The sequence below is a fragment of the Planococcus sp. MB-3u-03 genome, from assembly GCF_002833405.1.
Lineage (GTDB): Bacteria > Bacillota > Bacilli > Bacillales_A > Planococcaceae > Planococcus.
The window spans coordinates 3232490-3257474 of sequence record NZ_CP025135.1; the positions used below are offsets into that span (position 1 = coordinate 3232490).

General features: G+C 49.5%; 31 protein-coding genes and 1 pseudogene. 12 read left to right on the forward strand and 20 right to left on the reverse strand.

What is annotated here, in order from left to right:
• Positions 1–110: 110 nt before the first annotated feature.
• From CW734_RS17385 to CW734_RS17425, 9 genes are all read right to left on the reverse strand, one after another.
• A complete protein-coding gene (locus CW734_RS17385; protein ID WP_058382400.1) occupies positions 111–299 on the reverse strand; it encodes a DUF3934 domain-containing protein in 189 nt (62 codons plus the stop codon).
• A 72-nt stretch (positions 300–371) separates the two neighbouring features.
• Positions 372–848, reverse strand: coding sequence for a glutathione peroxidase (locus CW734_RS17390; RefSeq protein ID WP_101191993.1), 477 nt, complete (start codon positions 846–848; stop codon positions 372–374).
• Positions 849–876: 28 nt separating this feature from the next.
• Complete coding sequence (locus CW734_RS17395; RefSeq protein WP_058382398.1) at positions 877–1314, reverse strand: transcriptional regulator, SarA/Rot family; 438 nt, start codon at positions 1312–1314, stop codon at positions 877–879.
• A gap of 20 nt (positions 1315–1334) precedes the next feature.
• Positions 1335–1754 carry an organic hydroperoxide resistance protein gene (locus tag CW734_RS17400; RefSeq protein WP_058382397.1) on the reverse strand — a complete coding sequence of 140 codons (420 nt, stop codon included), beginning with the start codon at positions 1752–1754 and terminating at the stop codon, positions 1335–1337.
• 150 nt (positions 1755–1904) lie between these two features.
• Entirely contained in the window at positions 1905–2459 is a 555-nt protein-coding gene (locus CW734_RS17405) for a methyltransferase family protein (protein WP_101191994.1), read from the reverse strand.
• Positions 2460–2673: 214 nt separating this feature from the next.
• Positions 2674–4326: a b(o/a)3-type cytochrome-c oxidase subunit 1 gene (locus CW734_RS17410; protein ID WP_101191995.1), complete on the reverse strand. Its 1653-nt coding sequence runs from the start codon at positions 4324–4326 to the stop codon at positions 2674–2676.
• Position 4327: 1 nt separating this feature from the next.
• Positions 4328–4795 carry a cytochrome c oxidase subunit II gene (locus CW734_RS17415; RefSeq protein ID WP_058382394.1) on the reverse strand — a complete coding sequence of 156 codons (468 nt, stop codon included), beginning with the start codon at positions 4793–4795 and terminating at the stop codon, positions 4328–4330.
• A gap of 18 nt (positions 4796–4813) precedes the next feature.
• Positions 4814–4936 (reverse strand): hypothetical protein, encoded by a 123-nt coding sequence (locus CW734_RS17420; protein ID WP_058382393.1) that lies wholly within the window; start codon positions 4934–4936, stop codon positions 4814–4816.
• A gap of 1075 nt (positions 4937–6011) precedes the next feature.
• Entirely contained in the window at positions 6012–6707 is a 696-nt protein-coding gene (locus CW734_RS17425; protein WP_374703191.1) for a Crp/Fnr family transcriptional regulator, read from the reverse strand.
• Between the two features lie 172 nt (positions 6708–6879).
• Here CW734_RS17425 and CW734_RS17430 point away from each other — a divergent pair, with 172 nt between their 5' ends.
• Positions 6880–7344, forward strand: a complete 465-nt coding sequence (locus CW734_RS17430) for a universal stress protein (protein ID WP_101191996.1) — start codon at positions 6880–6882, stop codon at positions 7342–7344.
• 58 nt (positions 7345–7402) lie between these two features.
• Here CW734_RS17430 and CW734_RS17435 read toward each other — a convergent pair whose 3' ends face one another.
• The gene (locus CW734_RS17435; RefSeq protein ID WP_058382391.1) at positions 7403–8452 is read right to left on the reverse strand and encodes a M14 family zinc carboxypeptidase; all 1050 of its coding nucleotides are present in this window, start codon (positions 8450–8452) and stop codon (positions 7403–7405) included.
• 406 nt (positions 8453–8858) lie between these two features.
• On the opposite strand from CW734_RS17435, the gene CW734_RS17440 reads away from it, so the two are divergent.
• The 5 genes from CW734_RS17440 (at position 8859) to CW734_RS17460 (ending at position 11623) form a co-directional block, all read left to right on the forward strand.
• A complete protein-coding gene (locus tag CW734_RS17440; RefSeq protein WP_058382390.1) occupies positions 8859–10178 on the forward strand; it encodes a murein hydrolase activator EnvC family protein in 1320 nt (439 codons plus the stop codon).
• Positions 10179–10382: 204 nt separating this feature from the next.
• The gene (locus tag CW734_RS17445; RefSeq protein ID WP_101191997.1) at positions 10383–10682 is read left to right on the forward strand and encodes a hypothetical protein; all 300 of its coding nucleotides are present in this window, start codon (positions 10383–10385) and stop codon (positions 10680–10682) included.
• Positions 10683–10721: 39 nt separating this feature from the next.
• A complete protein-coding gene (locus CW734_RS17450) occupies positions 10722–11006 on the forward strand; it encodes a hypothetical protein (protein WP_101191998.1) in 285 nt (94 codons plus the stop codon).
• A 35-nt stretch (positions 11007–11041) separates the two neighbouring features.
• On the forward strand, positions 11042–11320 hold the full coding sequence (locus CW734_RS17455) for a hypothetical protein (RefSeq protein ID WP_101191999.1): 279 nt from the start codon (positions 11042–11044) through the stop codon (positions 11318–11320).
• Between the two features lie 33 nt (positions 11321–11353).
• Positions 11354–11623: a hypothetical protein gene (locus CW734_RS17460; protein ID WP_101192000.1), complete on the forward strand. Its 270-nt coding sequence runs from the start codon at positions 11354–11356 to the stop codon at positions 11621–11623.
• A 50-nt stretch (positions 11624–11673) separates the two neighbouring features.
• Here the strand turns inward: CW734_RS17460 and panB are convergent, their stop codons facing one another.
• The 8 genes and pseudogenes from panB to CW734_RS17495 form a co-directional block, all read right to left on the reverse strand.
• Entirely contained in the window at positions 11674–12507 is an 834-nt protein-coding gene (panB, locus tag CW734_RS17465) for a 3-methyl-2-oxobutanoate hydroxymethyltransferase (RefSeq protein ID WP_101192001.1), read from the reverse strand.
• Positions 12508–12712: 205 nt separating this feature from the next.
• The gene (locus tag CW734_RS17470; protein WP_232787125.1) at positions 12713–13183 is read right to left on the reverse strand and encodes a GNAT family N-acetyltransferase; all 471 of its coding nucleotides are present in this window, start codon (positions 13181–13183) and stop codon (positions 12713–12715) included.
• A complete protein-coding gene (locus CW734_RS18525) occupies positions 13180–13596 on the reverse strand; it encodes an HIT family protein (RefSeq protein WP_180956247.1) in 417 nt (138 codons plus the stop codon). Before CW734_RS18525 ends, CW734_RS17470 begins: the two co-directional genes overlap by 4 nt.
• Before the next feature lie 84 nt (positions 13597–13680).
• A pseudogene (locus tag CW734_RS17475) lies at positions 13681–14205 on the reverse strand (class I SAM-dependent methyltransferase); the annotation flags it as partial.
• A 19-nt stretch (positions 14206–14224) separates the two neighbouring features.
• Positions 14225–14785 carry a GNAT family N-acetyltransferase gene (locus CW734_RS17480; RefSeq protein ID WP_101192002.1) on the reverse strand — a complete coding sequence of 187 codons (561 nt, stop codon included), beginning with the start codon at positions 14783–14785 and terminating at the stop codon, positions 14225–14227.
• Positions 14766–15335, reverse strand: a complete 570-nt coding sequence (locus CW734_RS17485; protein ID WP_232787126.1) for a GNAT family N-acetyltransferase — start codon at positions 15333–15335, stop codon at positions 14766–14768. Before CW734_RS17485 ends, CW734_RS17480 begins: the two co-directional genes overlap by 20 nt.
• A 17-nt stretch (positions 15336–15352) precedes the next feature.
• The gene (locus tag CW734_RS17490; RefSeq protein WP_101192003.1) at positions 15353–15805 is read right to left on the reverse strand and encodes an isoleucine--tRNA ligase; all 453 of its coding nucleotides are present in this window, start codon (positions 15803–15805) and stop codon (positions 15353–15355) included.
• A gap of 137 nt (positions 15806–15942) precedes the next feature.
• The gene (locus tag CW734_RS17495) at positions 15943–16437 is read right to left on the reverse strand and encodes a DUF4181 domain-containing protein (protein WP_058382380.1); all 495 of its coding nucleotides are present in this window, start codon (positions 16435–16437) and stop codon (positions 15943–15945) included.
• Positions 16438–16701: 264 nt separating this feature from the next.
• On the opposite strand from CW734_RS17495, the gene CW734_RS17500 reads away from it, so the two are divergent.
• The 4 genes from CW734_RS17500 (at position 16702) to CW734_RS17515 (ending at position 21481) form a co-directional block, all read left to right on the forward strand.
• Entirely contained in the window at positions 16702–17931 is a 1230-nt protein-coding gene (locus tag CW734_RS17500; RefSeq protein WP_101192004.1) for a dicarboxylate/amino acid:cation symporter, read from the forward strand.
• 83 nt (positions 17932–18014) lie between these two features.
• Positions 18015–18347, forward strand: coding sequence for a heme oxygenase (locus CW734_RS17505; RefSeq protein WP_101192005.1), 333 nt, complete (start codon positions 18015–18017; stop codon positions 18345–18347).
• Positions 18348–18461: 114 nt separating this feature from the next.
• On the forward strand, positions 18462–20102 hold the full coding sequence (locus tag CW734_RS17510; protein WP_101192006.1) for a diguanylate cyclase domain-containing protein: 1641 nt from the start codon (positions 18462–18464) through the stop codon (positions 20100–20102).
• 188 nt (positions 20103–20290) lie between these two features.
• Positions 20291–21481: an MFS transporter gene (locus tag CW734_RS17515; protein WP_101192007.1), complete on the forward strand. Its 1191-nt coding sequence runs from the start codon at positions 20291–20293 to the stop codon at positions 21479–21481.
• Positions 21482–21536: 55 nt separating this feature from the next.
• Here CW734_RS17515 and CW734_RS17520 read toward each other — a convergent pair whose 3' ends face one another.
• Positions 21537–21953 carry a cupin domain-containing protein gene (locus CW734_RS17520; RefSeq protein WP_101192008.1) on the reverse strand — a complete coding sequence of 139 codons (417 nt, stop codon included), beginning with the start codon at positions 21951–21953 and terminating at the stop codon, positions 21537–21539.
• Between the two features lie 75 nt (positions 21954–22028).
• On the reverse strand, positions 22029–23078 hold the full coding sequence (locus CW734_RS17525) for an NAD(P)/FAD-dependent oxidoreductase (protein WP_101192009.1): 1050 nt from the start codon (positions 23076–23078) through the stop codon (positions 22029–22031).
• 175 nt (positions 23079–23253) lie between these two features.
• Here CW734_RS17525 and CW734_RS17530 point away from each other — a divergent pair, with 175 nt between their 5' ends.
• On the forward strand, positions 23254–24021 hold the full coding sequence (locus tag CW734_RS17530) for an ABC transporter ATP-binding protein (protein ID WP_232787288.1): 768 nt from the start codon (positions 23254–23256) through the stop codon (positions 24019–24021).
• Between the two features lie 7 nt (positions 24022–24028).
• Positions 24029–24958, forward strand: coding sequence for an iron-hydroxamate ABC transporter substrate-binding protein (locus CW734_RS17535; RefSeq protein WP_101192011.1), 930 nt, complete (start codon positions 24029–24031; stop codon positions 24956–24958).
• The last annotated feature ends 27 nt before the right edge of the window (positions 24959–24985 follow it).

A 24985-nucleotide genomic window follows, 5' to 3' on the forward strand; every position in this document is an offset into this window, starting at 1 on the left:
GCGCTGTCTAGCTTTGGATTAGCTCTTAGTAAAACTCCAAACGCTATCTCCGCTCCCCCCTCTATTTCCCAGGAAATAAAAAGACCGCGCAATTGCCTGCGCGGTTTTTGTTATCCATCGACCCATTCAGATTCAGCTTCTGGCTGCTTTCCTTTTTGGTTCGTGGCTTCTTTATTGTCTTTGCTTGTATACGGCTTAAAACTTTTGGCTTTGTTTTTGCCTTTTTCCCAACGGTTCCAGCCTTTTTTGCCGGTTCCTTGGCCTACGCCGCTTTTTGATTTTGCTTTCGCTTTGCCCATTTCTTTCACTCCCGTTCACTCATCGTGACGTTCAGCTTACCACATCCCGCCGCTTTCGTGAACAGTTCGTGTTTAGGCCTCGAGCACTTTCTGGATATCTTTGTGCATCGAATCAGGCGTATCTTTCGGTGCGAACCTCGCCACGACTTTGCCATTCGGGTCGACAAGGAACTTCGTGAAATTCCATTTGATGCCGCTCGACAGGAAGCCTTTCGTGTTCGACGTCAAATGATCGAACAGCGGGTGCGCATCTTTTCCGTTCACTTTGATGATGTCGTGCATCGGGAACGTGACGCCGTAAGTCATGCGGCACGACGATTCGGCATCTGCCGCTTCCCCGACTTCCTGGCCGAACTGATCGGACGGAAAGCCAAGTACGACTAGGCCTTCATCTTTGTAGCGCTGGTAAATCTTTTCGAGGCCGTCAAACTGGCCGCGCAGGCCGCATTTGGTCGCCGTGTTGACGATGACCATCGGCTGGCCTTTGTAGCGTTCGAGCTTATACTCTTCCCCGCTGGCATCGGTGACCTTAATATCGTAGATTCCCATCATTCATCACTCCTGTTTCCATGAATTTTCATAAATCCATCTCGCCGAAAAATGCATTTAAGGCTTTCAGGTTGTTCATCAGTTCGATGGCATTGACATCGAGATAATTGCAGCTGGTAATCTTGTCGTGAATGGCCTGCTCAATCGGCTTTTCATCCGCACGCGACTTTTCCGTCAAAGAAATCCGGAAAGCGCGGCGGTCTTCAGCCGATTGTTCTTTCACGATGCGGCCATTTTGAATCATTCGGTTGATGATCGGGTTGAGCGTGCCGGTGCCGAGGCCGAGTTGCCCCCCGATTTCTTTCATCGTCAAGCCGTCTTCTTCCCACAACACGAGCAAGACCAAATACTGCGTAAAGGTCAGGCCGAACGGTTCTAAGGTCTTCGCATAAAGTTTCGAGAAATTGCTCGACGCTTTATACACTTCAAAGCATAGTTGCTGTTCCAGCTTGGTTGGTTTGTCCATGTCATCACCTGTTTTTCTGCTTATCGAACGACAATCTCCACGTCCACTGAATCTTTGATCGCTTTGGAATATGGGCAATACGCGTGGGCTTTGTCGACGTATTCCTGTTTCTTGCCATCTTCCAGGCCGTCGATATCCACTTCGAGGCGCACTGCGAGTTTCACGCCGCCGTCTGTTTTATCGCCCAGCAAGGAAACTGTCGCTGTGACTTCGCTGTTCGTTACTTTCACTTTATCACGTTCCAACACGAAGTCCAATGCACTGTTGAAGCAAGAGCTATAGCCTGCCGCAAACAATTGCTCAGGGTTGGTTGCCGTATTCGGCTGGCCGCCAAGCGCGACTGGCTTTGCTACATCAAGATTGAAAATATTATCTGGTGAATAAACCGTGCCTTCACGTCCACCGCTGTTGATCATTGTCGTTTCAAAAATTGGTTTCATTTTTATATCCCTCCAAAAATTATATCTTACACGATCTATATTAGAATAAATCGTACACGATGTAAAATGAAATGCTTTGGTTTTTTTCAAAAGAAAAATCCCAGATGCAAGATCCGGGATTTCCACTTCTTTATTCGCGATAGCTGAGCTTCAATAAATATAAGGAATCAAGCGGGCGCGGTGCTTCATCCATTCCTTGTATTCGGGCCCGAACTTTTCGACGAGCAAGGCTTCTTCGTGCTGCATGCGTTTATTGAGTGCAAAAGCGAGCAACAAGCCGCCGGCAATCGCCGAAATCGGGCTCGTAAAGAACAGCGCCATGCCGATGCCGATCAAAAACAAGCCAGTATAAAGCGGGTGGCGCAGCTTGCGGTAAGGGCCGCTGCTGACGATCGTATCGCCTTCCCTAACCGTCACGTGGCGTGTGAATTGTGATTTCAAGTGAATGATCCCCCAAAATCGCAAAAAGACGCCGATGATAAGCAACACGAGCCCGATCGGCCTGAGCACCGAGGCAATTTCTGTTTCCGCCAGCTCCTGAAGCCAATAACCAAACACGATGGTGGCAATCAGCGACAATAGGATCCCGAAGAATGTCCTTTTTTCGACCGGGTCGCCTTGCCCGGTCTCGCGATTTTTAAAAACGATGAATTCGACCAGCCAAATAACGCTCACAGCGGTGAAAACCCAGTCCATCCACCCCATCACATCCACCTCTTTCTTCTCCTTAAAATACTATAGAAGATGCCGCTCAAATACAATTTCCAACTGGTTGCGAATAGAAAAAGCTGTCCCGGCACCTTACCGGAACAGCTCTTCTTTAGTCTTCGTCCGTCACCGACAACTCAACGAGCATCGCGGTGAAAACGATGAAAATGGCCATTAATGCGATTACCATCGTGAACATTGTCCTCAACTCCTACCATGTAATAAATCCTTTCGAGCCAGGCGGTGCATGTTGGATCATGTGGGTCAGTGGAATCGCGTATGCAATGATGATCAACGCGGCGGCAATGCCGATCCAAATCCACCAGTTTTCCAGCCATTTCGGTGTATTCGACATATCGCTTTCCGCCAGCGGGAATTCCACCATCTGTTCAGGCGTTTCCGCTTTTGGCGAAACGAACATCGTCATGATGACGATATACATCAAGATCATGGCAGACAGGAACAAAATCGTGCCGCCGATCGCCATCGTCACATGGTTCGAGATGATGCCGTCAAACCATTCCATCGCCGACGGGTGGTCGTTATAGCCGCTGTAAGCTGTGCGGCGCGGAGCCCCCATCAAGCCTAATACGTGCTGTGCAGTCGACATGAGCAGCATACCGATCGACCACGTGATGATCTGGACAAAGCCGAGGCGCTGCATGCGCTTCGTGAAACGGCGCCCCGTCAAATATGGGATGAGCCAGAAGGTCAAGCCCATAAACGTCATCGCGACAGGCGTTCCGACGGTAATATGGAAATGCCCGACAATCCATAAGGTATTGTGGACGACTTCATTCAATTGAAAACTGGCATTGATGATCCCGCCAGCGCCCCCAGGAATGAAGAACGCCATGGCGATGAAAATCGACGTGAACCGGACATCTCGCCACGGCAATTTCTTGAACCAGCCAAAGAGGCCGGTGCCGCCTTTTTTGCGCCCTGAAATTTCAAAGGTCGCAAACATCGAGAACGCCGTCATGAGTGATGGCACGATGACCATAAAGGTCAAGACGACCTGCAGGAACTTCCAGAAGTTCGAGATACCCGGCTCCGTCAATTGATGATGGAACCCGACCGGAATCGAGAACAGAATAAACAAGACGAAGGCGAGACGTGCCAAGGAATCACTGAACACTTTCACGCCAAGCAGTTTCGGCACGATCGTGTACCAAGCGATGTACGCTGGAAGCAGCCAGAAATACACAAGCGGGTGGCCGAAATACCAGAACAGCGAACGGCTCAATTCCACATTGATCGTATCCGTCCAACCGAATGCCCACGGAATGTATTGGAACAACACAGTCGCAACAACGCCAAGACAGGCGATGATCCATAACACGATGGTCGTGACCGTCATGAACGCAAACAAGGGACTCAATTGCCCTTTATTGTTACGGCGCCAAACCATGTAATGGCCGACCAAGGCAAAACTCGAGATCCACGTGCCGACAATGACCAAAGCCAGGCCGACATAATAAAATCCGTTCGCTTTCAGCGGGGCGTAAAATGTATAAAGCACTGAAGCTTCACCGGCCACAATCATGACTGTAGCCATGACCGTTCCGAGCAGCGTCACCCACAGACCGATCCATGAAAACAAGCGGACTTTAGGGCCGAAGCTGCCAAGGCTTTTGCTCATGCCGGTGATAAAGAAGGCGAAAATGAAAAAGGTCGTATAAATAAGTGCAAGCAAGACGCCGTGCGCAGTAAGGATTTGGTAATAATCAAGCCAAGCCGGGAGCTGAAGTGCGTCGTTGCGGATAAATACCTGCAAGACGCCCATGAGCGTACCGATCAAAAATGCGGTATAAGCGACACCTAAGTGCCATAAGGCGATTTTACGTTCTGGTTGGGCAATCATGTCAGTACACCTCAATTTCCGTAGACATCATATGGTGCCCGGTGCCACAGTATTCGTTGCACAGAATCAAATACTTGCCCGGTTCTTCAAATGTGTAGGATTTGGTCGTAATCCGTCCGGGAACGACCATCATATTGACTTTCGTGTTGTCGATCGTAAAGCTGTGCACCACATCCGTGCTGGTGACTTTAAAAATGATTTCTTTGCCGGCCGGCACCCGCAAGTCCGGTGCGTTGTAGCCGAAAGCCAGTGCGACGATCGCTACTTGATATGTATCTTCGTCCAATTGCGTGACTCCCGGGTTATCGAATGGCGCGGTTTCGTTCACTTTCTCCGGGTCGATGGTGTCCATCCCTCCGGACGGCGTGTGATTTTGCGAAAATGCGCTGACGCCGACGACGCTCAAAAAGACGATGAGCGAGACGATGCCGAAACTGAGCCAAATCTTCTCGTATTTATGGAAATGCATGATGAATCTCTCCTTTTTTTATCTCGCTACGTACATCAAATACACGGCAACCCACATGGCAACGATGACGATGCCGACGAAGAATACACTGACGAGTGTCCCCTTCAAATTCACCTCATGATCCGATTGCTTCTTATCCATTGCTTCCACCTCTTCGCTCGTTTGCTGTTTCCTTTAGCATAGGACCTAAGTTTCGGTTTAGCTGTGACATAAATCACACCTAGCCGTTTTTATTTTTAGCTGTCCATATTTTCGCCAAAAAAATAAAGCCTGCAGATGAGCAGGCTTTTAGGTAGTTGCTATTTGTTGGAATGAATGGTGGAGATAGCGTGTGGCGTTGTTCCGCTGTTCTATTGGAGTTTCATGTTGGCAGTCGCCGCCGGGCTTTGGGTTGGCCTCTTGCCATAAGCCAGGAAGAGCACCTGTCTTACGACGTCGGCTCACCCTTTTACGCTCGGCGGCTGAGAGATTTCATTGAGTCGGGTATGTTTAATCAGATCTGCTTCTTTATTCAGTTGCCGGCTAGTGGAGGAATCGCTTCCTGGATTAGGTGTGTGCAGGATAGTTGGAGTTTGCGAGTGGCGTTGTTCCCCTGTTCTATTTTTCTTCTTGGTAATATTCGCTGCCTTGCTTTGGGTTGGCCTTTGGCAGTAAGCCAAGAAGAACACTTGTCTTACTGCGTCGGCTCACCCTAGGCGCCGGCAGCTGAGAGATTTCATTGCCTGTAGATTGTTTAATCGCATCTGCTTCAATATGCAATTGCCGGCTAGTGTGGGAATCGCTTCCTGAGATGGTGCATCTGAAAAGCCGCTGATTGAGCAAGTTAAGGTTATGGGTTTGTTTGGTAGATAGAGACATGTGACCCTTCATTCTTCTACCTGTTTGAAGCAAGCTATAGAATAATATGAATTTCTACATTTCATTTTAAAGGAGCTGAAGAACTGATCTTCCACTCTAAAGCTAGAGACGGAGTGGAAGGGGCCGACTCCGGGAGGATTAGCGAGACAATTGAGACCCTGCAGGAGCGCAGCGACGAAGCGGCTCAATGCGAGCCCTCCGGAAAGCGTGCCCCTGCAACGAAGTCGAAAAGCCGAAGCTTTTCCTTTCATTGCTCTTATATTTTAGCTATATAACTCCTTTGCACCACGCTCTTAAGGAGAAAAAGCCAATTTTACTAGAGCAAACAAAAAGCCTACCGTAACGGCAGGCTTTAAGATTAGTCGATTTTGCAGAGGTAAATTGGGCATTCTTCACAATTGATGTCGAATTTCAGTTTGGGAATATTGTATAGAACGATTTTGCCGTCTTTCATGCCGACGGTTCCTTGTTTGCGCAAGTCGCTGAGCATCCGGTTGACCATTTCCCGGCTCATGCCGCAGAAATTCGCCAACTCTTGATTCGTCAACAAGACATCGATCAATAGGCCGCCTTCCGCTTCTACGCCGTAGCTATTGCCGAGGCGGATCAAAGTCGAATACAAAGCCCCTTTTTTGCCGTGGAGCATCAAATCACGGAAACGGGTTTGCGTTTTCTGCTGGTCGATGCCCATCCATTTCATGAATGCCATCGCAAGCGAAGGGTCTTTTTCAAGCGATTGTTCCAGTTCTTCGACGGGAATTTTTAAGCAGACGGTCTTGGTCAGCGCACGGGCGTCCAGTAAATAAGTGGCCCCTTTTGCGAACACGGTAATCTCGCCGACCATTTGACCGGTGCCGCAAATCTTCAATGATAGCTCACGGCCATCGGGTGTTACTTTTCCGATCTGCACTTTTCCGGAACGGAGAATGTAAAGGCCTTTTACCGCCTCCCCTTCACGGAAAAGATAATCACCTTTTTGATATTTTTTGACTTGATGGCTGATCGTCAGTAGCTTCTCGAGCTCGGGTGTCAAATTGCCGATTCCTGATTCCAAAGGGTTCCCCCCTCCTTTCTCGTACTCTTGCTTTTTTCAAGCGTACCATATCCCCCATAAAATTTGGATGCGTTTTCACAATTCAGCCAAATCTTATGGGAAATTTTCTGAAAAAAGAAGGAAGTCCCCGACAATGTATCGAAAGGTAGCAGTATAGAAGGAGGAATGAACAATGACTTTGAAATATTCTCGAATTTTGGTGGCAGTGGATGGTTCGAAAGAAGCTGAATGGGCTTTCAAGAAAGCCGCAGCCGCAGCTTCCCGAAATCACGCTGACCTCTACCTCGTGCATGTCATCGATAATCGCTCATTCGGCTCCATTGAAGCATACGACCGCACGATTGCAGACCGCGCACTGCAAAGCGGGGAAGAATTGCTTGCCCGCTACAAGGAAGAAGCGACTTCGCACGGTGCTACAAATGTCCATACGATGATCGAATACGGTTCACCGAAAACAGTCATTCCAAAAAAACTGGCGAATGAACTGAAAGTGGACGTCATCGTTTGTGGCGCTACCGGGCTGAACGCCGCGGAACGCCTGATTATGGGGAGCGTTTCCGAGCGTATCGTCCGCACAGCTAAATGCGACGTGCTCGTGGTCCGCAGAAACCAAGAAGACATCGACGCAGACGAATAACAAGCTCCAACATAAGAAAAGCCTTTCCCGGTTAAAGCGGGAAAGGCTTTTCTTCGTCTTACTCCGTTTCGCGGGTTTGCTGGAATGCCAGCGTATCCCAGAACGAAATATCTTGTGTATCGATCGAACCATCCGCAATGGCACGGACTGTCGATTCCAATGTCGTAATGGTTTGCTTGATCAAATAGCCATTGCTCTTCTGGCCAAGGACATACGGCTCGTATTCGTGGTCGGACATGCCGCGCATCTCGAACAGCAATGTCGAAATACCGTATTCGACTGCAATGCCGTTGCGGCTGATGGTTTCAGCGTCACCGCCGCGGTATTTCCCAAGATGGCCCCATCCTGTGGAGTCGACGGCATTAAACACGACAGCCCCTAGCTTTTTCGATCCTTCCACGACATCAGGGTCAGCGTTCGGTGTGGTCGGATAAAGGATTGAGCCCGACACCAATTCGCCGTCGCGTTCGCTATTGACCCCTTGATGGTGCAGGTCGATCATATAATCGATGTCATATTTGCTCATGACATTGTCATGCAAAGCTTTTGTTTCAGGCTGTATTTTATCAACATGGTCGCGGTTCAAATCCACCCCAACTGCGTTATAGCGCGTTAAATTGCGGTCGCCTGACGCTACGTAATCGTCCAATGAGAAATCGACATCTCCCATGGCGCCGTCTGCATTGAGCATTGGCACGACCAGGATATTGACGTTATCCGTAACGCCTTTCATTTTGCCGGTGCCTAGATGCTTGATGAATTCAAGCGCTCCTTCTGTCGTCAGTTGCTCATTGCCGTGCTGCTGCGTCAAGAAAAGAATGGTCGGATTTTCCGGATTGGTCATGTATTTTGCCACGTATAAATCGCGCCCTTTAACGCTCTGCCCAATGACTTCGAGTTCCATATTTGCTTGTTTGGCATCCTGTTTCTTCAGAAAGTCAGCCATTTCCGAGTAGGTGGTCAAAATGGACGTGTTGATTGTTTCGTTGCCGCCATATCCAGGCCCGTTGCCGACTGCTTCCACTACAGTAGAATTCATCGGTACTGCACTCAAAGCAAGAGCCCCCGCCAATGACAATGTTAATACCCCTTTTTTTAATGATTTCATCGATCCATCACTCCTTTTTGTATGTTGCCATCCCACCCTTTCCGTTTTTCCTCCTTCTTCTCCTGCTCGAAATATGAAAACGATTCCTTCGTAATACGAAACAAGAACCTTCTGCTGACCACAGCCCTATCAGAAATAATAGAAAATACTAATTATTCTACAAAAACATTACTTTCTCCTTATAAAAGATTACATTTTCTCCGCTTATATGTCGCTTATGACAACATAGACCTGCATTTGATAAGAAACTGTAATAATAAATAGGTTTATGCGGTGGTACAATGGGTCTGCCGGAATTTTTGACGGCTTTTTTTCATGGCTTTAGCCATGCTTTATTACTGCAGAAAAGAATTCTTAAATAGAGAAACGATAAATAAGTAAGGGAACACGAAAGGAGCACAACACATTGAACACATGGTCCAAATGGTTCGTAGCAGCATTATCCGCTGTTCTGGCACTATCCATCTTCTTGCCGACAGCAAGTGCTGATAAATTGTCCGACCTCGAAAAAGAAAAACAACAGGTCGAGCAAGAAAAGAACAACTTGAATTCCGAAATCCAGTCAAAGAACAATGCAATCGTTGAAAATCAGACGAAGCTTGAAAAAATCATGAACAAAATCCAGGAATTGAACGGCGAGATCGAAGAAACGCAAGGCAAAATCGACGGCGTTCAAGCACAGATTGACCAAACGAAAGTCGAAATCGACGAGTTGAAAGAATCGATCGAAGAACTGGAACGCAAAATCGCAGAACGCGAAGAACTTTTGAAAGAACGGGCACGCGCTATTCAATTGAGCGGCGGTTCCGTTGACTATATCGACGTATTGCTTGGGGCAAACAGCTTTGTCGACTTTATCGACCGTGCTTCTGCCGTTAACACCTTGATCGAAGCAGACCGCGAAATCATGCGTGAACAGGCAGAGGATAAAAAACTTTTGGCTGAACAAAAAGCAGAAGTTGAAGAAAAGCTCGCAAAACAAGAAAGCCAAAAAGCAGAACTTGTGGACTTGAAAGATTCATTGGACGCACAAAAGAAAAAACAAGACGATTTGCAGGATGATTTGAAAGCAGAACAGAAACGCCTAGCAAAAGAAAAATCAAAACTTGAAGAAGATCATGCAAAAGCCATGAACATCAGTTCTTCACTCGAAAAGAAAATCGGCAAAGAACAAAAACGCCTAGCGGAAATCGCACGTAAAGCGGAAGAAGAACGCAAAGCGAAAGAAGCCGCAGCCCGCAAAGCCGCAGCTAAAAAAGCAGCACAATCCAGTGCTCCTGCAGCCACTGTGACACAAGCGGCAGCGCCTAAATCAAGCGCTGGATTCATCCGCCCTGCAGCAGGCCGCCACACTTCAGGGTTCGGCGGGCGTGATATCGGCGCAGGAGCTGAAACACACCTTGGCTATGACATCGCCAACAGCCCAGGAACACCAATCCATGCAGCAGCAAGCGGTTATGTCTCACATGCTGGTTCAATGGGCGGTTACGGCAACGTCATCATCATTACACATGTCATTAACGGACAAAGTTACGCCACGACATATGCACATTTGAATTCCATCAATGTTTCTGTCGGCCAAGCTGTCTCACAAGGACAGAATATCGGCGGCATGGGCAACACCGGCCGTTCAACTGGCCCGCACTTGCACTTTGAAATCCACATCGGCAACTGGAACGGCGCTCGTTCAAACGCAGTTGACCCAGCATCTTATATTGGCGGCTAACCACTATCCGCTATAAATAAAAGGCAGTATCCGAGAATCTCGGGTACTGCCTTTTTTGCATCTATCGAATTCTGCTAAGAAGTTAAATTCTTCCTTTTATATGTTAGACTGAAGGAAATAAACAGATTTCTTTCTATATAATAGTCATTTGCAAAGACAATAATTCAATTCGTAGAAATATGAAGATTGGAAAGGAAGATTAGGATGAAAACACTTCTCGAACTAATCCGCGTGATTGCCATCTTGGTGATCCTGGGAATGGACGGTGGATTGATTTTGGCAGGATTTTATGCGAACAGCCCTGATACCGAACCATATCGGTGGCTCGGCGGCGTCGCGGTGTTAGTGCTGATTTTTGTGTTGTACCGCAATAAGCTGCAGTTCTCGGGTTGGTATCAAGGAACAAGGCGCGACAAACTGCATCGGCCGATTACGATTTTATTGGTCTCCGCTTCTGTTTTGCTGATAATTTCACCGTTTGTTTTAGCAACCTTCTCAGCTTAAGCAGAGAGTTAAAGCAATTTCTAATAATGAGGTGGAGCAATGGATTCGAATCAATCAAGAAAAGAAAAGATACAAAACCCATACTTTTCGTTAAGCATCGGCGCTATAGGGATGTTGCTTTTGACTTTTGGCATCTTTGGATTGGTTATCGGCAATGTGGATACGGATCCCGCTAAGTTTTTTCTGCCGTGCGCTGGGCTGATCATCTTAGTTCACTACATATACTATTTGGAAAAGAAAGCTGGCATCAGCGATAAGTTGATCTGGATCCGGGCGTTGGCGATTATAGTAGTTCTCGCGGTGGGAGCATACATGGCTTATTGAACGGGTTTATCCTAATAAACGAGGGGGTTCCTTCAATGAAACAGAAATTGCTGTCCATCTTTTCGTTCCTGTTATTTCTCGCCCTGCTCATCCCCTTCGCGTATTCTAGCAGCCGGTTAGGGACACTTTTATTCGAGGGGTTATTTGCGCTCGGTTTTTACTCGCCGCTCGTGCTGGCTGTGATCGGATTCACTGCGGCTTGGTTCGGGGTCCGGACTGTTTACCGAATGCTGCTCACTAGCGGGCATGCTGTTCTTTTCGTGCTATATGCTTTCTTGCTATTTGTCGTGAAGTTCGGCTTTCAGGAACCATAATCCGTTGACTACAAATAGAATTGGGGGCTTTTCATGATTTTTGTATTGGCTGGGTATATTGCTTTGCTGATTTTTTCGGTGAAAGCCTTCGCTGGCAAGCAAGCTCATCGGTGGATCCATTCCGGATACATTACGGTTTTCCTGCTGCCTTTTCTGGTGATGGCAGTGTTCCTTCGAATCATCGGCCCCTTTGTCGGCTCCGGAATCGGGGCGAGCGCTGTCGGCATGGCCTTCGCACTTGTGACTTTGATTACCGGCCTTGGCTTTTTGTATATTGGCTACACTTCCAAAAGCAACCATTAAAAAAGATTGCCCTCATCCGCCATGAAAATGGCTTAGAAGGCAATCTTTTTTTATTTCGACCCGTATAGCTGCTCGAGTTCTTCTTCTTTCATCGTGAAGCGGTGCTGTTCTTTCGGGAACGCGCCGCTCTTTACTTCTTCGACGTACTGGGCGAGCCCTTGTTGCATGGTCTCGCCTGCTTCTGCATAGGACTGGACGAATTTCGGCAAATGGTGCGAGCCGTATTTAACGGTGTCGTGGTAGACGAGCACTTGCCCGTCGGTTTCGTTGCCGGCGCCGATGCCAATGACCGGAATGTTGAGTTCTTTCGTGACTTGGGCAGCCAATTGATGCGGGATGCATTCGAGTACGAGCATGCAGGCTCCTGCCGCTTCGCACGCTTTGGCGTCTTCGATCAATTGCTTGGCAGCGCTGGCTGTTTTGCCTTGCACTTTATAGCCGCCGAGCACAGCCGCTGATTGCGGCAATAAACCGAGATGGGCGACAATTGGAATGCCGGCTCCAACAAGCTTTCTTGTCACTTCAAGTACTTCTCCTGCGCCTTCGAGTTTCAAGGCTTGTGCGCTCGTTTGCTGGAAGATTCGCATGGCATTTTCAAGCGTGCGGTCCCAGCTGCCGTGAAACGAGCCGAACGGCATATCAACGACGAGGAACGTGTCCATTGCCCCTCTCCGTGCCGCTTTCCCGTGATGGACCATATCCTCGACCGTCACCTTGACGGTTGAATCGTAGCCGAGCACGACCATGCCGAGCGAATCGCCGACAAGCAGCACATCCATCCCCGCCGCTTCCGCGATTTTGGCGGACGGATAATCGTAAGCCGTCAGCATCGCAATCTTGTTCCCTTGCTGTTTCATCTTCATCAATGAAGCTGTATTTTCCATTGTTCTCTCCTTCCGGGAAGGAAACCTTTGAAAAAAGCCCGCCGCAAAAAAGCGGACGGACAGAATTTGATTGTGTCGGTTTCTCCGTCCCTGTCGTTTTTCAGATCAAGGCAGATCTATTGAGTTGTTAAGCTTTTTTACAGGTGCAGTTCCTGATGGATACCACCCTGTTTTTACTATAGCAGATGCTTACGCCAGCCGAAAGTCACTCACCCTTCAGCATCACTTGGAACGCAGCGTAGTCGTTTTTGAATTCACCGGTCTTCACGAATCCAGCCCTTTCATACAAACGGATCGCACGCGCATTGAACTGGGCGACGGTGAGGCGCAGTGCTTGTCCGGGATGGCGCTTGTTGATTTCACTGAGCAAAAAATCCACAAACGCAGCACCTCGCCCCGCTCCGGTTTTTTCCGGTTTCATGCCGAGCCCGAAATCGACCGGCCCATCCGGATAAGCGTTCGATGCATGGCCGGCCGGCACTTGCGCACCCTTACCCGTGCAATAAAAACCGAACAACTCCCCGTGCTCCGTCACCACCCGGTAGCTGCCGTTCATCAGCTCTTGCAAACTTTCCTCCGACGCTTCCCCGTTATAGAAATCGTAAGGATACGGATAGCGCCAGGCGAGGATGTCCCGTGCGCTTTCTTCTGTCATTGCCTGTTCTTTAACTTTCACCGTGCATCCCCGCTTTTGCCAGGACGACGGTTTTCAGGTTTTTTCAGCCAATGGCGCAAGCCTTTTCCGGCATACGGTTCGTCATTGAAACGCGGGATGACATGGAGATGGCTATGGCCGATCGATTGATTGGATGCTTCCCCGACATTCCAGCCGAGCGTATAGCCGTCGGGCACTATCTTCTCGAGGAAAGGTTTCACAAGCCTAAGCAGCTCCTGTGTCTCCTGCCATTCTTGGGGCGTCAGTTCGAACGGCGACGAGCGATGCTGTTTCGGGACAATGACACCCGATCCTTCGAGCACGCCTTGCGCTTTCTCGTGCTGCAAGAACCAGCAATTGGCGGTTTCAAAAACGATGCGCTGTTCCGTGTCGTAAACCGGATGGCAAAACGGGCACTCGGGGCGCAATTGAATAACGGCACCGCAATGGGAATGTGCTTTGAATTCACATTTTGCGATATTGGACAAGGACGCTTCGAGCTCGTCAAAAACGACATAAGCTTCGTCACCGTCCCAGACGTTTTCGTATTCATTCCGGCAAGCTTGACGGTCTTCCGTTGTCCGAAAAGCGATATCGCCGATCCATAATGTGCCTCCCGGCGCCAGCCTTTTCAGCAATTGCTTGAGGAAACTCCATTTATCCACGTCTTCCAAGTGATGAAGTGCGTATGTACTGACGATGCAATCAAAAAACAGCCCGTCAAAAGCAGGCGGCAAGCCATCCGCCATGTCCCATTCCACCAGCTGCGCTTCCGGCATTTTCTTCTCGGCTCGCTCAATCATTTCAGATGAAAAATCAATCCCGAAAATACGATGCCCTTTGTCGTATAAAGCAGACGCCAATGCACCGGTCCCAAAGCCGATATCCAAAATCGACGACTGTTGTTTCTCGTCAACTGCCTCGAAAATCTCTGTCAGCACATTGCTATAACCCGCAAACGGATACGTCCCTTGGCGCTCGCTTTCGCGGACCGTGTCGTCGTATTCCACTGCCCATTCATTGAATCCTTGTTTTCCTAACATCTTGCCGCTTCCCTTCTCGTCATCGATTGTCTCGTTGCTGCATATGCCATTCAGGGGCCAACAGCGAAAAGATCAATGCATCGTGCGACTCTCCGCGTTGATACAAATAGCCACGGAGCCGCCCTTCTTCCGTAAAGCCCATTTTCTTCAACAGCCGGTTCGACCCGGTATTGGCCGGATAAGTTGTGGCGCCTACACGGTAAAGCCCAAGCTCATCAAATGCATAGGCCAGTACGGCCGCAAGCGCTTCTTCCATCAGCCCTTTGCGCCAATAATCCGGATGCAATTCATAGCCGACTTCGGTCTTTTTCGAGCGCAGCTGAAGCTGGTTGAACCCGATTGTTCCGATCAATTCTCCTTCCCCGCGCAAGCGGATCCCCCAGCGCATACCGCGCATGAACTCAAACACGACGCGAAAAGCGCGGATCATCTCGAGCGCCTCTTCTTTCTCCAATAGCCGATCCATGCCGTAATAATAAGTTACGTCTTCACGCTGTAAGAGCGCGAAAAAACGGTCAGTGTCCTGCTCCGTAATTTCCGTCAGCAATAACCGCTCCGTCTCAAGTGTGGGAAATTGCATGCCATCGCTCCTTTTGCACCCGGTAAACGAGTACGTATTGTCCGTTGCGCAAAACCGGTTCTCCGCATTCCATGCCAAGTGCTTTTGCTACTTTCTGCGAGGCTTGGTTATCCGGTTGAATGAGTGAAATGAGTGCGTGTTGGCCTTGCTCCACGAAACCGCGCGCACAAAGCAACCGTGCAGCTTCACGGGCATAGCCAAAGCCCCAGAATTCCGGTGCAAGCCAGTAGCCAACTTCAAGTTCCGCTTGCCCATCTACCGATTGCGGCACCAGCCCGGCATGGCCGATCCGCTTGCCGTCTTCTTTCCGCACCAGCAAAAACAAGCCGTGCTCAGGATGCTCCCTGTACATGCGGTAAATCCAGTAGAGGAATTCAAAAGCTTGCTGGCGGCTCTTCACTTTGCCGTCCCCGATATGCTGCATGACTTTCGGCTGTTTCAACAGCGAATACAAGAATTCAAAGTCCTCATCGCGGTAACGGCGCAGCAGCAAACGCTCACTCTCCAATTGCATGTCCACTTGCTCCTTTCGCTGTTTCACGTGAAACATTTTTCAGACTTCTTCTGCTAGCGAAGTCTATTGCTGCCAAGCTTTTCGATGGTTTGATAATCTTTGGACTTGCGGAGTTCCAGATCGTTGCGTTTGGCAAATTGCGATAAATCCTCGAATAGTCCGTCGCCAAATAAAGCAAAGCGCATATCAATGCCTTTTTTCACACGGACCATCGCCACTTTCGACGCCCAATTGCTGCGCTTGAACTCAATGCGGCGAATCTCCTCGGTGTAAACCGTTTTATAATAAAGCGGCAGGCCCCACAATTCGACACGGTAAATGATATTGCTGTCCCGGACTTTAACGAGCGCTTGGATGAACAAAGCCAGTACGATCAGTGCCGAAACGAAGAATTGAAAATACAGCGCAAACCCATCTGGAAACGAACTCAGGAGCAGCGGCGGCAAATTGACAGCCAATAACATGATGACGAGCAGCCAGCGCTGCACTTTTCCTTGATGAACCATACCGCACTCCTCCTTCTATTAAGAATCCCTCAATCAAATTCATAAAAAAACACGCCACCGCTTCCGGATAAAAATCCGTATGCGCACATAAAAGAATTATCCGTTTAACAGGCGGCACTACACCATACTTCCCTCATTTAATTCACGAGATCAGCCAGCAAACGGATATCATCCAATATGAATTCGGAAAAATCCGGGAAGAACGCAAACATAGACGTAACGACAATGACTGTACCGGTCGCGAATTGAAGCAAGCTATATTTATAATCATTCGGATTGTCAGAATGGATTCTTTCCATATAAACAGTGTACGCCCCTTGCACCCCGTTGATGGCAAGCAGCGCAGCTAAAGGAAGAAACGATCGGGTTTCTTGAAAGACGAAGAGTGCCCCAATGGAAATCGCTGCCCCGCTCCAGCGGAAATAAGCATCCACTTTTTCGTGGCGCTTATTGACGAAATTTGATGAACTGGAAAAGAACTTCTTGCGCTCGACCCTTAAAATCTTGCGCAAGATCCAGTTCACGCCCATGATTGCCAGAACCGTGACCGCAATAAAACCGATCAGCGGCCATACCCAGTCGTATTGCGCTTCGTAATAACCCATTCCGTCTGTTTCACCGACTCCACCCATTTTATCGCCCCACCCTTTTGCTTAATACAGACTTACATTATGCTACTAGTCTTATCGTATCATGAGCTTTTGGGAAATTATAGAATATTTTTTAAGTTTTCTGATAACCAGCGATTTGTTTCTCTTTTTTTCGCCTTTTGCGCTTCGTTCTCCTGCCGAGTTCGCTTCTTTGACAAAACAAAGGGCATAGGCTATCGTAATTAAGTCAAATCCGACTAAGTTTATATGGTTTTTAAAAATAAATGAAAAATAAAGGAGGCGCTTATGAAAGCTCTTTGGAAATCTTATACAAATGTATCGCTTATCTTAAAAATCACTGTGGCGCTCATCCTCGGCGTTATCGTCGGCTTGATCTTCGGGCCGGACACAGCCGTCTTGGCACCGCTTGGGGATCTGCTCTTGCGGCTCTTGACCTTCCTGATTGTGCCACTCATCTTCTTCACCTTGATCGTCGGAATCAACCAATCGAAAATCGGCGACCTAGGCCGAATGGGCGGAAAAGTCTTTCTGTTCTATACATTGAGTTCGGCATTCGCCATCGTGGTCGGCTTAACGGTCGCAAGTATTTTCCAGCCGGGTTCGGGCATGCAGCTCGACGGCTCGGAAACCTTTGATGTTCCGGACAACCCCGGCTTTACAAGTGTTCTGTTGAACATTGTACCGTCCAATATCATCTCGGCATTCAGTGAAATGAACTTGCTCGGGATCATTTTTACGGCGTTCGCGTTCGGCATCGCCATCTCCTATATGAGAAGCTCTGCGGAATTCGGCGAACTTGGCAACCATCTGATGAAAACGATCAACGCGTTGAACGAAGCGACTTTGATCGTCTTGAAAGCGATCCTTCAATACGTGCCGATCGGCATTTTCGCCATCATGGCGCAGACAGTCGGTTCGCAAGGATTGGATACACTGGGATCGCTGCTCGGCATGGTCGCCGTTCTTTACATCGCCATCGCGGTGCAGATTGCGCTCTATACGATCGCCATGCTGGTGTTCAAAGTCAATCCACTGCATTTCTTCAAACACGCGCGGACACCGATGCTAACGGCGTTCGTCACGCAAAGCAGCTCCGGCACCTTGCCATTGACGCTTGATGCGGCGCGCGGGCTCGGCATCCCGAAAAGTTTGTACGGCTTTAGCCTGCCGCTCGGCGCGACAATCAATATGGATGGTGCGGCCATCCGCATCGCCGTTTCAGCCATATTTGCTGCCAACATCATCGGTGACCCGCTCAGCTTGTCTGAAATGTTCATGGTCGTCTTGATCGGCACGCTCGCAACCATCGGAACCGCCGGCATTCCAGGCGCTGGCATCGTCATGATCGCCACTGTCTTCGTCCAGCTTGGATTGCCGATGGAAGCCGTCGCGCTACTGACAGCAATCGATGCACTTGTCGGCATGGGCGCCACAATGCTCAATGTGACAGGCGATTTGGCTGGCTCGAAATTGATCGACCAAAGCGAGAAAAGACGCGGCACGGCCAAGGCTTAACACGACTCGCTGCGGACAAAACATGGAGCTCTGTGATACAGTGGGAGTATCTCGTATCCCATTGAAAAAGGAGACATGCAGTTATGTATATCGTAACCAACCGCATTAAAATGAAACCGGGATTTGCTGAAAAAATGGCACCCAACTTCACCCGTCCAGGCGCATTGCAGGAAATGGAAGGCTTCCATAAAGTCGAAGTGACCGTCACGCAGGACCTGGAAGAATACGATGAACTGAACGTCAATATGTACTGGGAAACACTCGACAATTACGAAGCATGGAAATCCAGCGATGTTTTCAGGCAAGCCCATAAACGTCCTGAACCAGCAGAAGGCGAAGAGAAAAATGAGTCGCCGATGCTCGGCAGCCAACTCGTCATCACAAAAATTGCTTCGGTCATCGAAGCAGCTAAATAATGGAAACAGGCAGCTTTTGCTGCCTGTTTCTTTTTGCCTTCTTTCCCCTTTTATGCAGGACTTTTGATATACTTAAAGTGTTCGTGAAAATTACCTATTCTGGAAGGGATACATATGAAATCATTATCGCTGAGAAATTACTGGGGCCTGATATTCGCGGTCTTCATCCTGCTTTTTGCTGCTGTACTCAGCGTCCTCGTCTCCGAAGTGAGCACGAAGCGGCTGGAAGAAGAACGGGGCAATGCCTTATCGAGTGCAGCGTTCCAGATGAAAGACCGACTGGATCAATACATGTGGGGACGCTATAGCGAAATCAAGACCTTCGGGGAAATCGAAGAACTTGCGCTGACTACGTCCATTGAAGAAAAGCGTGCCACGCTTGAAATGCTGCAAGACCAAGTGCCGGCTTTTTCCTGGATTGGCATCACCGATTCGGCCGGCGTCGTGACTGCTTCCACTAACGAATTGCTGGAAGGAATGGACTTGTCCGATAGACCCGTTTATTCCGAAGCACGCCAAGCGGATTACGTCGGCGATGTCCACGAAGCGCTGCTTTTGGCAGACTTATTGCCGAATCCCGGCGGCCATGAGCTCGAATTTGTCGATATCAGCGTCCCTTTCTTTTACTCGGATGGTTCATTCGGCGGCGTAGTAGCCGCCCATTTGAGCTGGGATTGGGCACAAGAAGTGATGCAATTCGTGTTGCGACCGCTCAACCGCAGCGAAAATGAACTGGAGGTTTTCGTCTTAAGCCCAGGGGACAATCGCGTCATTCTCGGTCCTGAACAATTTCTCGGCAAGCCGCTTCCGATCGATTCCTACACCCTGTCACAAGGAAAACGAGCCGGTTGGGTACTGGAACAATGGCCAGATGGCAATTCGTATTTAACTGGCTTCACCGGCGGCCGAACCAATTGGGAGTATCCGGGGCTTGAATGGACTGTGCTGGTCCGCCAACCCGAAGAAACGGCCTTCGCCGCCGCCCGCGACTTGAGCCGCATCATCATGTTGAGCGGTTTGGCAAGCGCTGTTCTTTTTGCCTTAGCCGGCTGGTTAGTAGCCGGGCGCATCAGCCGCCCGCTCAATGAAATCTCCAACAAAGCGAAAGCCTTCCGCAAAGGCAGCCAATTGGTTCTGCCAAAAAATACGGGAGTCCGTGAAATTGAAGACTTATCCAACTCGCTTGAGAGCCTGGTCATGACACTTGGCACGACGGAATCCGATTTGGTGCGCATGCAGGATTTGGCGCAGCGCGATCCGCTGACGGGCTTGCCGAACCGTATCGCACTCGAAGAAGCCGCTGACCGAATGATGAAACGAGCGCACACCGACGGAGAACAATTAGCCTTTTTCTATTTGGATCTGGATGGCTTCAAAAAAGCCAACGATACCTTAGGGCATTTAGCGGGCGACCATGTACTGCAGAAAGTGGCCGAACGGCTAATGGCGGAACTGCCTGAAGAGGCGTTCATTTCCCGGATTGGCGGGGATGAGTTTGTGTTATTGTTCCCTTGCGAGGGAATGGGCGAGTTGCCGACAAGGCAATTGGCGCAGCGCCTGATCGACCGGCTAAGCAAGCCGATCACCGTAGAGGCTGGCCGTGTCCAGCTCGGGTGCAGTATTGGCATCGCTATTTATCCGGACAACGCCGAAAATCTCTATACTTTATTATCTTATGCCGATGCGGCGCTTTATGTGTCAAAGGAAAACGGCAAAAGCCAGACGACGTTTTACAGGGATATCGCCTCGGAATGAACAAGCCAAGATGCCTGTTTGCTTCGCCCATACCCGTAAGGATCTGAAAGCGCCGCCTCAAGAGGCAGCGCTTTTTCAAGTGCCGCATATTGGACGGCACACCCGGGGTCTGCTACGGTTAATAATGGCAAAAGCCGAAGATGTATTATACATAGCACTGCTACTGTGCTTTCGAAGGAGTCTTTCAGTTGAGTAACAACAAACCTAAATTATGGACGCGGGACTTTATCGGCGTTTCCGTCGTCCATTTTCTGCTACTGCTCGTTTTTTATTTATTGATCGTCACGATCGCTTTATACGCCGTCGAAGAATACGGCGCTTCGACCAGTGAAGCCGGCCTCGTCACCGGGATCTTCATCCTGGGGGCGCTGGCGGGACGCTTGGTCATTGGCCGCACACTCGATATGATCGGCCGAAAACGCGCCTTGGTGCTCGGCTCTGCTTTGTTTGTCGGCATGACCGCGCTGTATTTCCTGCCGCTCGGTTTGCCATTCCTGATGCTGAACCGCTTCTTGCACGGCGTGACGCTCGGAGTCGCAAGTACCGCAGCGGGCACGATCGCCGCTCAAGTCATTCCTCATACGCGTAAAGGCGAAGGCATCGGCTATTTCAGCATGAGTGCTACGCTGGGTGCAGCTTTCGGGCCATTTATCGGCTTATTAATGAGCCAATGGACTGGCTATAATGTGATTTTTGCTGCCTGTGTCGCGATCGCCTTGTCCGCGCTAGCGCTCAGCACGTTCGTAAAAGTGCCGACGCTGGAGAAACCGCCTGCTGGAGAAGTGAAATCGGGCTTTCAGCTTTCCAATTATTTAGAAGCGAACGCTGTGCCAATCGCCATTGTCATGTTCCTGATAGCGCTCAGTTATTCGAGCGTTTTGTCGTTCATCAATTTTTATGCCAATGATAAAGGGCTGGTGGAAGCGGCAAGTTTCTTCTTCCTGGTCTACGCTGTCGTCATCTTGCTGACTCGCCCATTCACTGGCCGCATCATGGATTTGTACGGCGCCAATTACATCATGTACCCCGCGCTTGTGTCGCTCGCGGCCGGCCTGTTGCTGCTGAGTGCCGCTGATTCGAGCCTGGGGCTGTTGTTTGCGGGCGCTTTGATCGGGCTCGGGTTCGGCAATATGCAATCGACGACGCAAGCGGTCGCTATCAAGCTGACCCCGCCCCACCGGATGGGGCTTGCCACATCGACGTTTTTTGTCGCGATGGACGGCGGGCTCGGCATGGGGCCTTATATCCTCGGCTTTATCATCCCGCTCACCGGCTACAGTGCACTTTACGGCTTATTGGGAATCGCCGTACTTGCGTTGATTGTGCCGTATTATTTCCTCCATGGAAAAAAAGAACGCAAACTCGCTTCAGCGCATTAAACAGATGCAAATAAAGAACGGCCGACAAGTTATGTCGGCCGTTCTTTATTTTCACTTATTCTTCCTCTTCTGCTGCGTCCGCTTCCGCTTTTGTTTCGTGCACTGTGCTGTGCGGATGTTCTGGCGGTGCATAGATGGAATAGATCTTCAGCGGTTTATCACCTGTATTGGTGACGTTGTGCCATTTGCCTGCGGGGATGAGGATGGCGTAATCGTCTTCCGCTTTTTCTTCAAAGCTTAAGTTGTCTTCACTGTCGCCCATCTGCACAAGGCCTTCCCCTTCTTCGATGCGAAGGAATTGGTCGCCGTGTTCGTGGACTTCTAGCCCGATGTCATCGCCCGCTGCGATGCTCATCAATGTGACCTGTAGGTTTTTCCCGGTCCAAAGAGCGGTCCGGAACGTATCGTTTTGTTTTGTCGCATCTTCGATATTGACGACAAATGATTCAGCACCATAATCTTTTAATTCCATGTGTGGTTCCTCCTCCGATTTGTTGTTCTGTCCTGCTCTTCTCTACCCTGGGAGCATCGGACATAAACAAACCGCTCAGCGCAAGGCTTGTTTTTTCAGCGCCTGGTTGCGGGAGTTGAATACATCATTATGGGAAGAAACCATGGCGATATTGGCAGCATCCGGTTCGATGAACTTTTTCGCTTTATTGACGGCATTGGCGGCGTCGGTGAACGTGCCGGCGATCAAATTGAGCTTGCCGTCATGCTGGAGAATGTCGCCTGCCGCAAACACTCCCGGTACGGAAGTTTCGCTTGCCGGCGTGCCTTGCAAATAGAAGTCGTCTTTTGTTTCCAGATCGAGTGGGCTGTTTTCCAATAAACTCGCATCGCGCTCATAGCCGTGGTTGATGACGAGCTGGTCGACCGGCAGCATGCGCCGCTCGCCCGTCACTTGGTTCATCACTTCCACCAGCTCGACGCGGTCGCCTTCATCCGATGCCACGAGCCGTGTGATGGCGGAATCCAGTAGGCATTCAGCGCGGCTTTCAAGCAATTGGCGCACTTGCGCTTCATGTCCGGCCATTTCAGATTTGCGGTGGATAACATAGACTTTTTCAGCGATCGGCTCGAGCTCGTTCGCCCAGTCGACTGCCGAATTGCCGCCTCCTGAAATGAGCACCGTGCTGCCACGGAAACGTTCGAGTGTTTTTACTGTATAATTGAGGTTGGCCACTTCAAAGCGTTCGGCTCCTTCAATTTGCAGCTTCTGCGGTTTCAAAATGCCTCCGCCGACTGCGACAATGACCGATTTCGAGTAATGGATTTCACCCGAAGCGCCCACCAGCACAAACAAACCGTCTTCGTTCTTATTCATGCTTTCCACTTTCTCATCCAGGCATACCGTTGGGTCGAAAGTGAGCCCTTGTTCGACCAATTGGGTGATCAGCTGCTCGCAGCGGATCGGCGTCTGCCCTCCGACGTCCCAGATCATTTTCTCCGGATAGACATGAAGCTTGCCGCCAAGGCGCGGCTGGAACTCGATAATTTTTGTTTTCATGCCCCGAAGGCCGCTGTAGAAAGCTGAATACAAGCCGGCGGGACCTCCCCCGATGATGGTTACGTCAAAGATGTCGTGATTGGCCATTTTTTCCATCCCCGTTCTATAGTAAATTCCGATTGACAACGATTCTCAATAACTTTATAGTATACATTGTAATGAAAGTGAGAATCATTATCAACATATATCCCATTTTATTTTTGCTCCAAAATTACGGTTTAATAAAAGGAGGGCTGTCGATGGGACGCCTTTTACAGAAAACCTGGAAGTCAGCTATGGCGAAAGGAAAATCGTCAAAGGCTTGTCCCTGTCGATTCCAGATAAAAAAATCACGGCGATTATCGGGCCGAACGGCTGCGGGAAATCGACTTTCTTGAAAGCGATGACACGCGTCATTCCGCACGAATCGGGCTCGGTCATTCTCGACGGCCAGCAAATCGCTGAAGAGAAAACCAAACAATTGGCGAAAAAGCTCGCCATTTTGCCGCAGTCGCCGGAAAACGCTGCCGGTTTGACCGTCGGTGAAATCGTCTCTTACGGCCGCTTTCCTTACCAAAAAGGATTCGGCAAGCTCAGCAAACGGGATTATGAAATGATCGACTGGGCGCTCAATGTGACCGGCACGCAATTTTTCAAATACCATCCCGTTGATGCCTTATCCGGCGGCCAGCGCCAGCGCGTCTGGATTGCCATGGCACTGGCGCAGGAAACCGAAATGATTTTCCTCGATGAACCGACGACTTACCTCGATATGGCGCATCAATTGGAAATCCTGGAACTGCTCCGCGAACTCAATGCCGAGGAAGAACGCACCATCGTCATGGTGCTGCACGATTTGAACCACGCCGCCCGCTTCGCCGACCATATCGTCGCGATGAAAGACGGCCAGATTATCAAAGCCGGATCACCCGAAGAAGTGATCGTTCCGGACGTACTCCGTGAAGTTTTCCGCATCGATGCGGAAATCGGCCTTGACCCACGAACACAAAAACCGATTTGCCTAACATATAACTTAATCAAAGGAGCTTAACCAGATCATGAAAAAATTACTTTTCTTGTCCATCGCTTTACTCGTTATGCTGGCACTTGCCGCTTGTGGATCTACAGAAGAAACAACAGAGGAAGCGGGCGGTTCGGAAGGCGAAGCAAGCGGAGCCGAAACCATCCAATACGAATCAGAAAATGGCACAGTAGAAGTTCCGGCTGACCCGCAGCGAGTGGTAGCCTTGGCTTACGGCGGAAACGTCATGTCACTTGATGTGCCGCTTGCCGGCATCGACGCTTGGGCGATCGACAACCCGAACTACGAACCATACTTGGACGGCGTAGAAGAAGTGTCGGAAGAGAACTTGGAGAAAATCATTGAATTGGATCCGGATTTAATTATCGGTTACTCGACTCTTCAAAACGTCGACAAGTTGGAGCAAATCGCCCCGACTGTCACTTTTACTTACGGCAAAGTCGACTATTTGACACAACACCTGGAAATCGGGAAACTATTGAATAAAGAAGACGAAGCACAAGCATTCGTTGACGACTTTAAAGAACGCGCACAAGCTGCGGGTGAAGAGATCAAAGCGGAGATTGGCGAAGATGCAACCGTCTCTGTCATCGAGAACTTTGATAAGCAATTGTACGTATACGGCGACAACTGGGGCCGCGGCACCGAAATCCTCTATCAGGAAATGGGCTTGAACATGCCGGAAAAAGTGAAAGAAATGGCTCTTACTGATGGGTACTACGCCTTGTCTCAAGAAGTCCTCCCTGAATATATGGGCGATTACGTTATCTTCAGCAAAGACTCCGAACAGGATAATTCCTTCCAGGAAACGGACCTTTACCAAAACACGCCAGCTGTAAAGAACGACCAAGTATTTGAAGCGGATGCGAAAAAATTGTACTTCAACGATCCGATTTCACTCGATTACCAGCTTGAGTTGTTCCAGGAAAAATTCCTTGGCCAATAAACACAAAAGGGATTCTGCCAAGCGGAA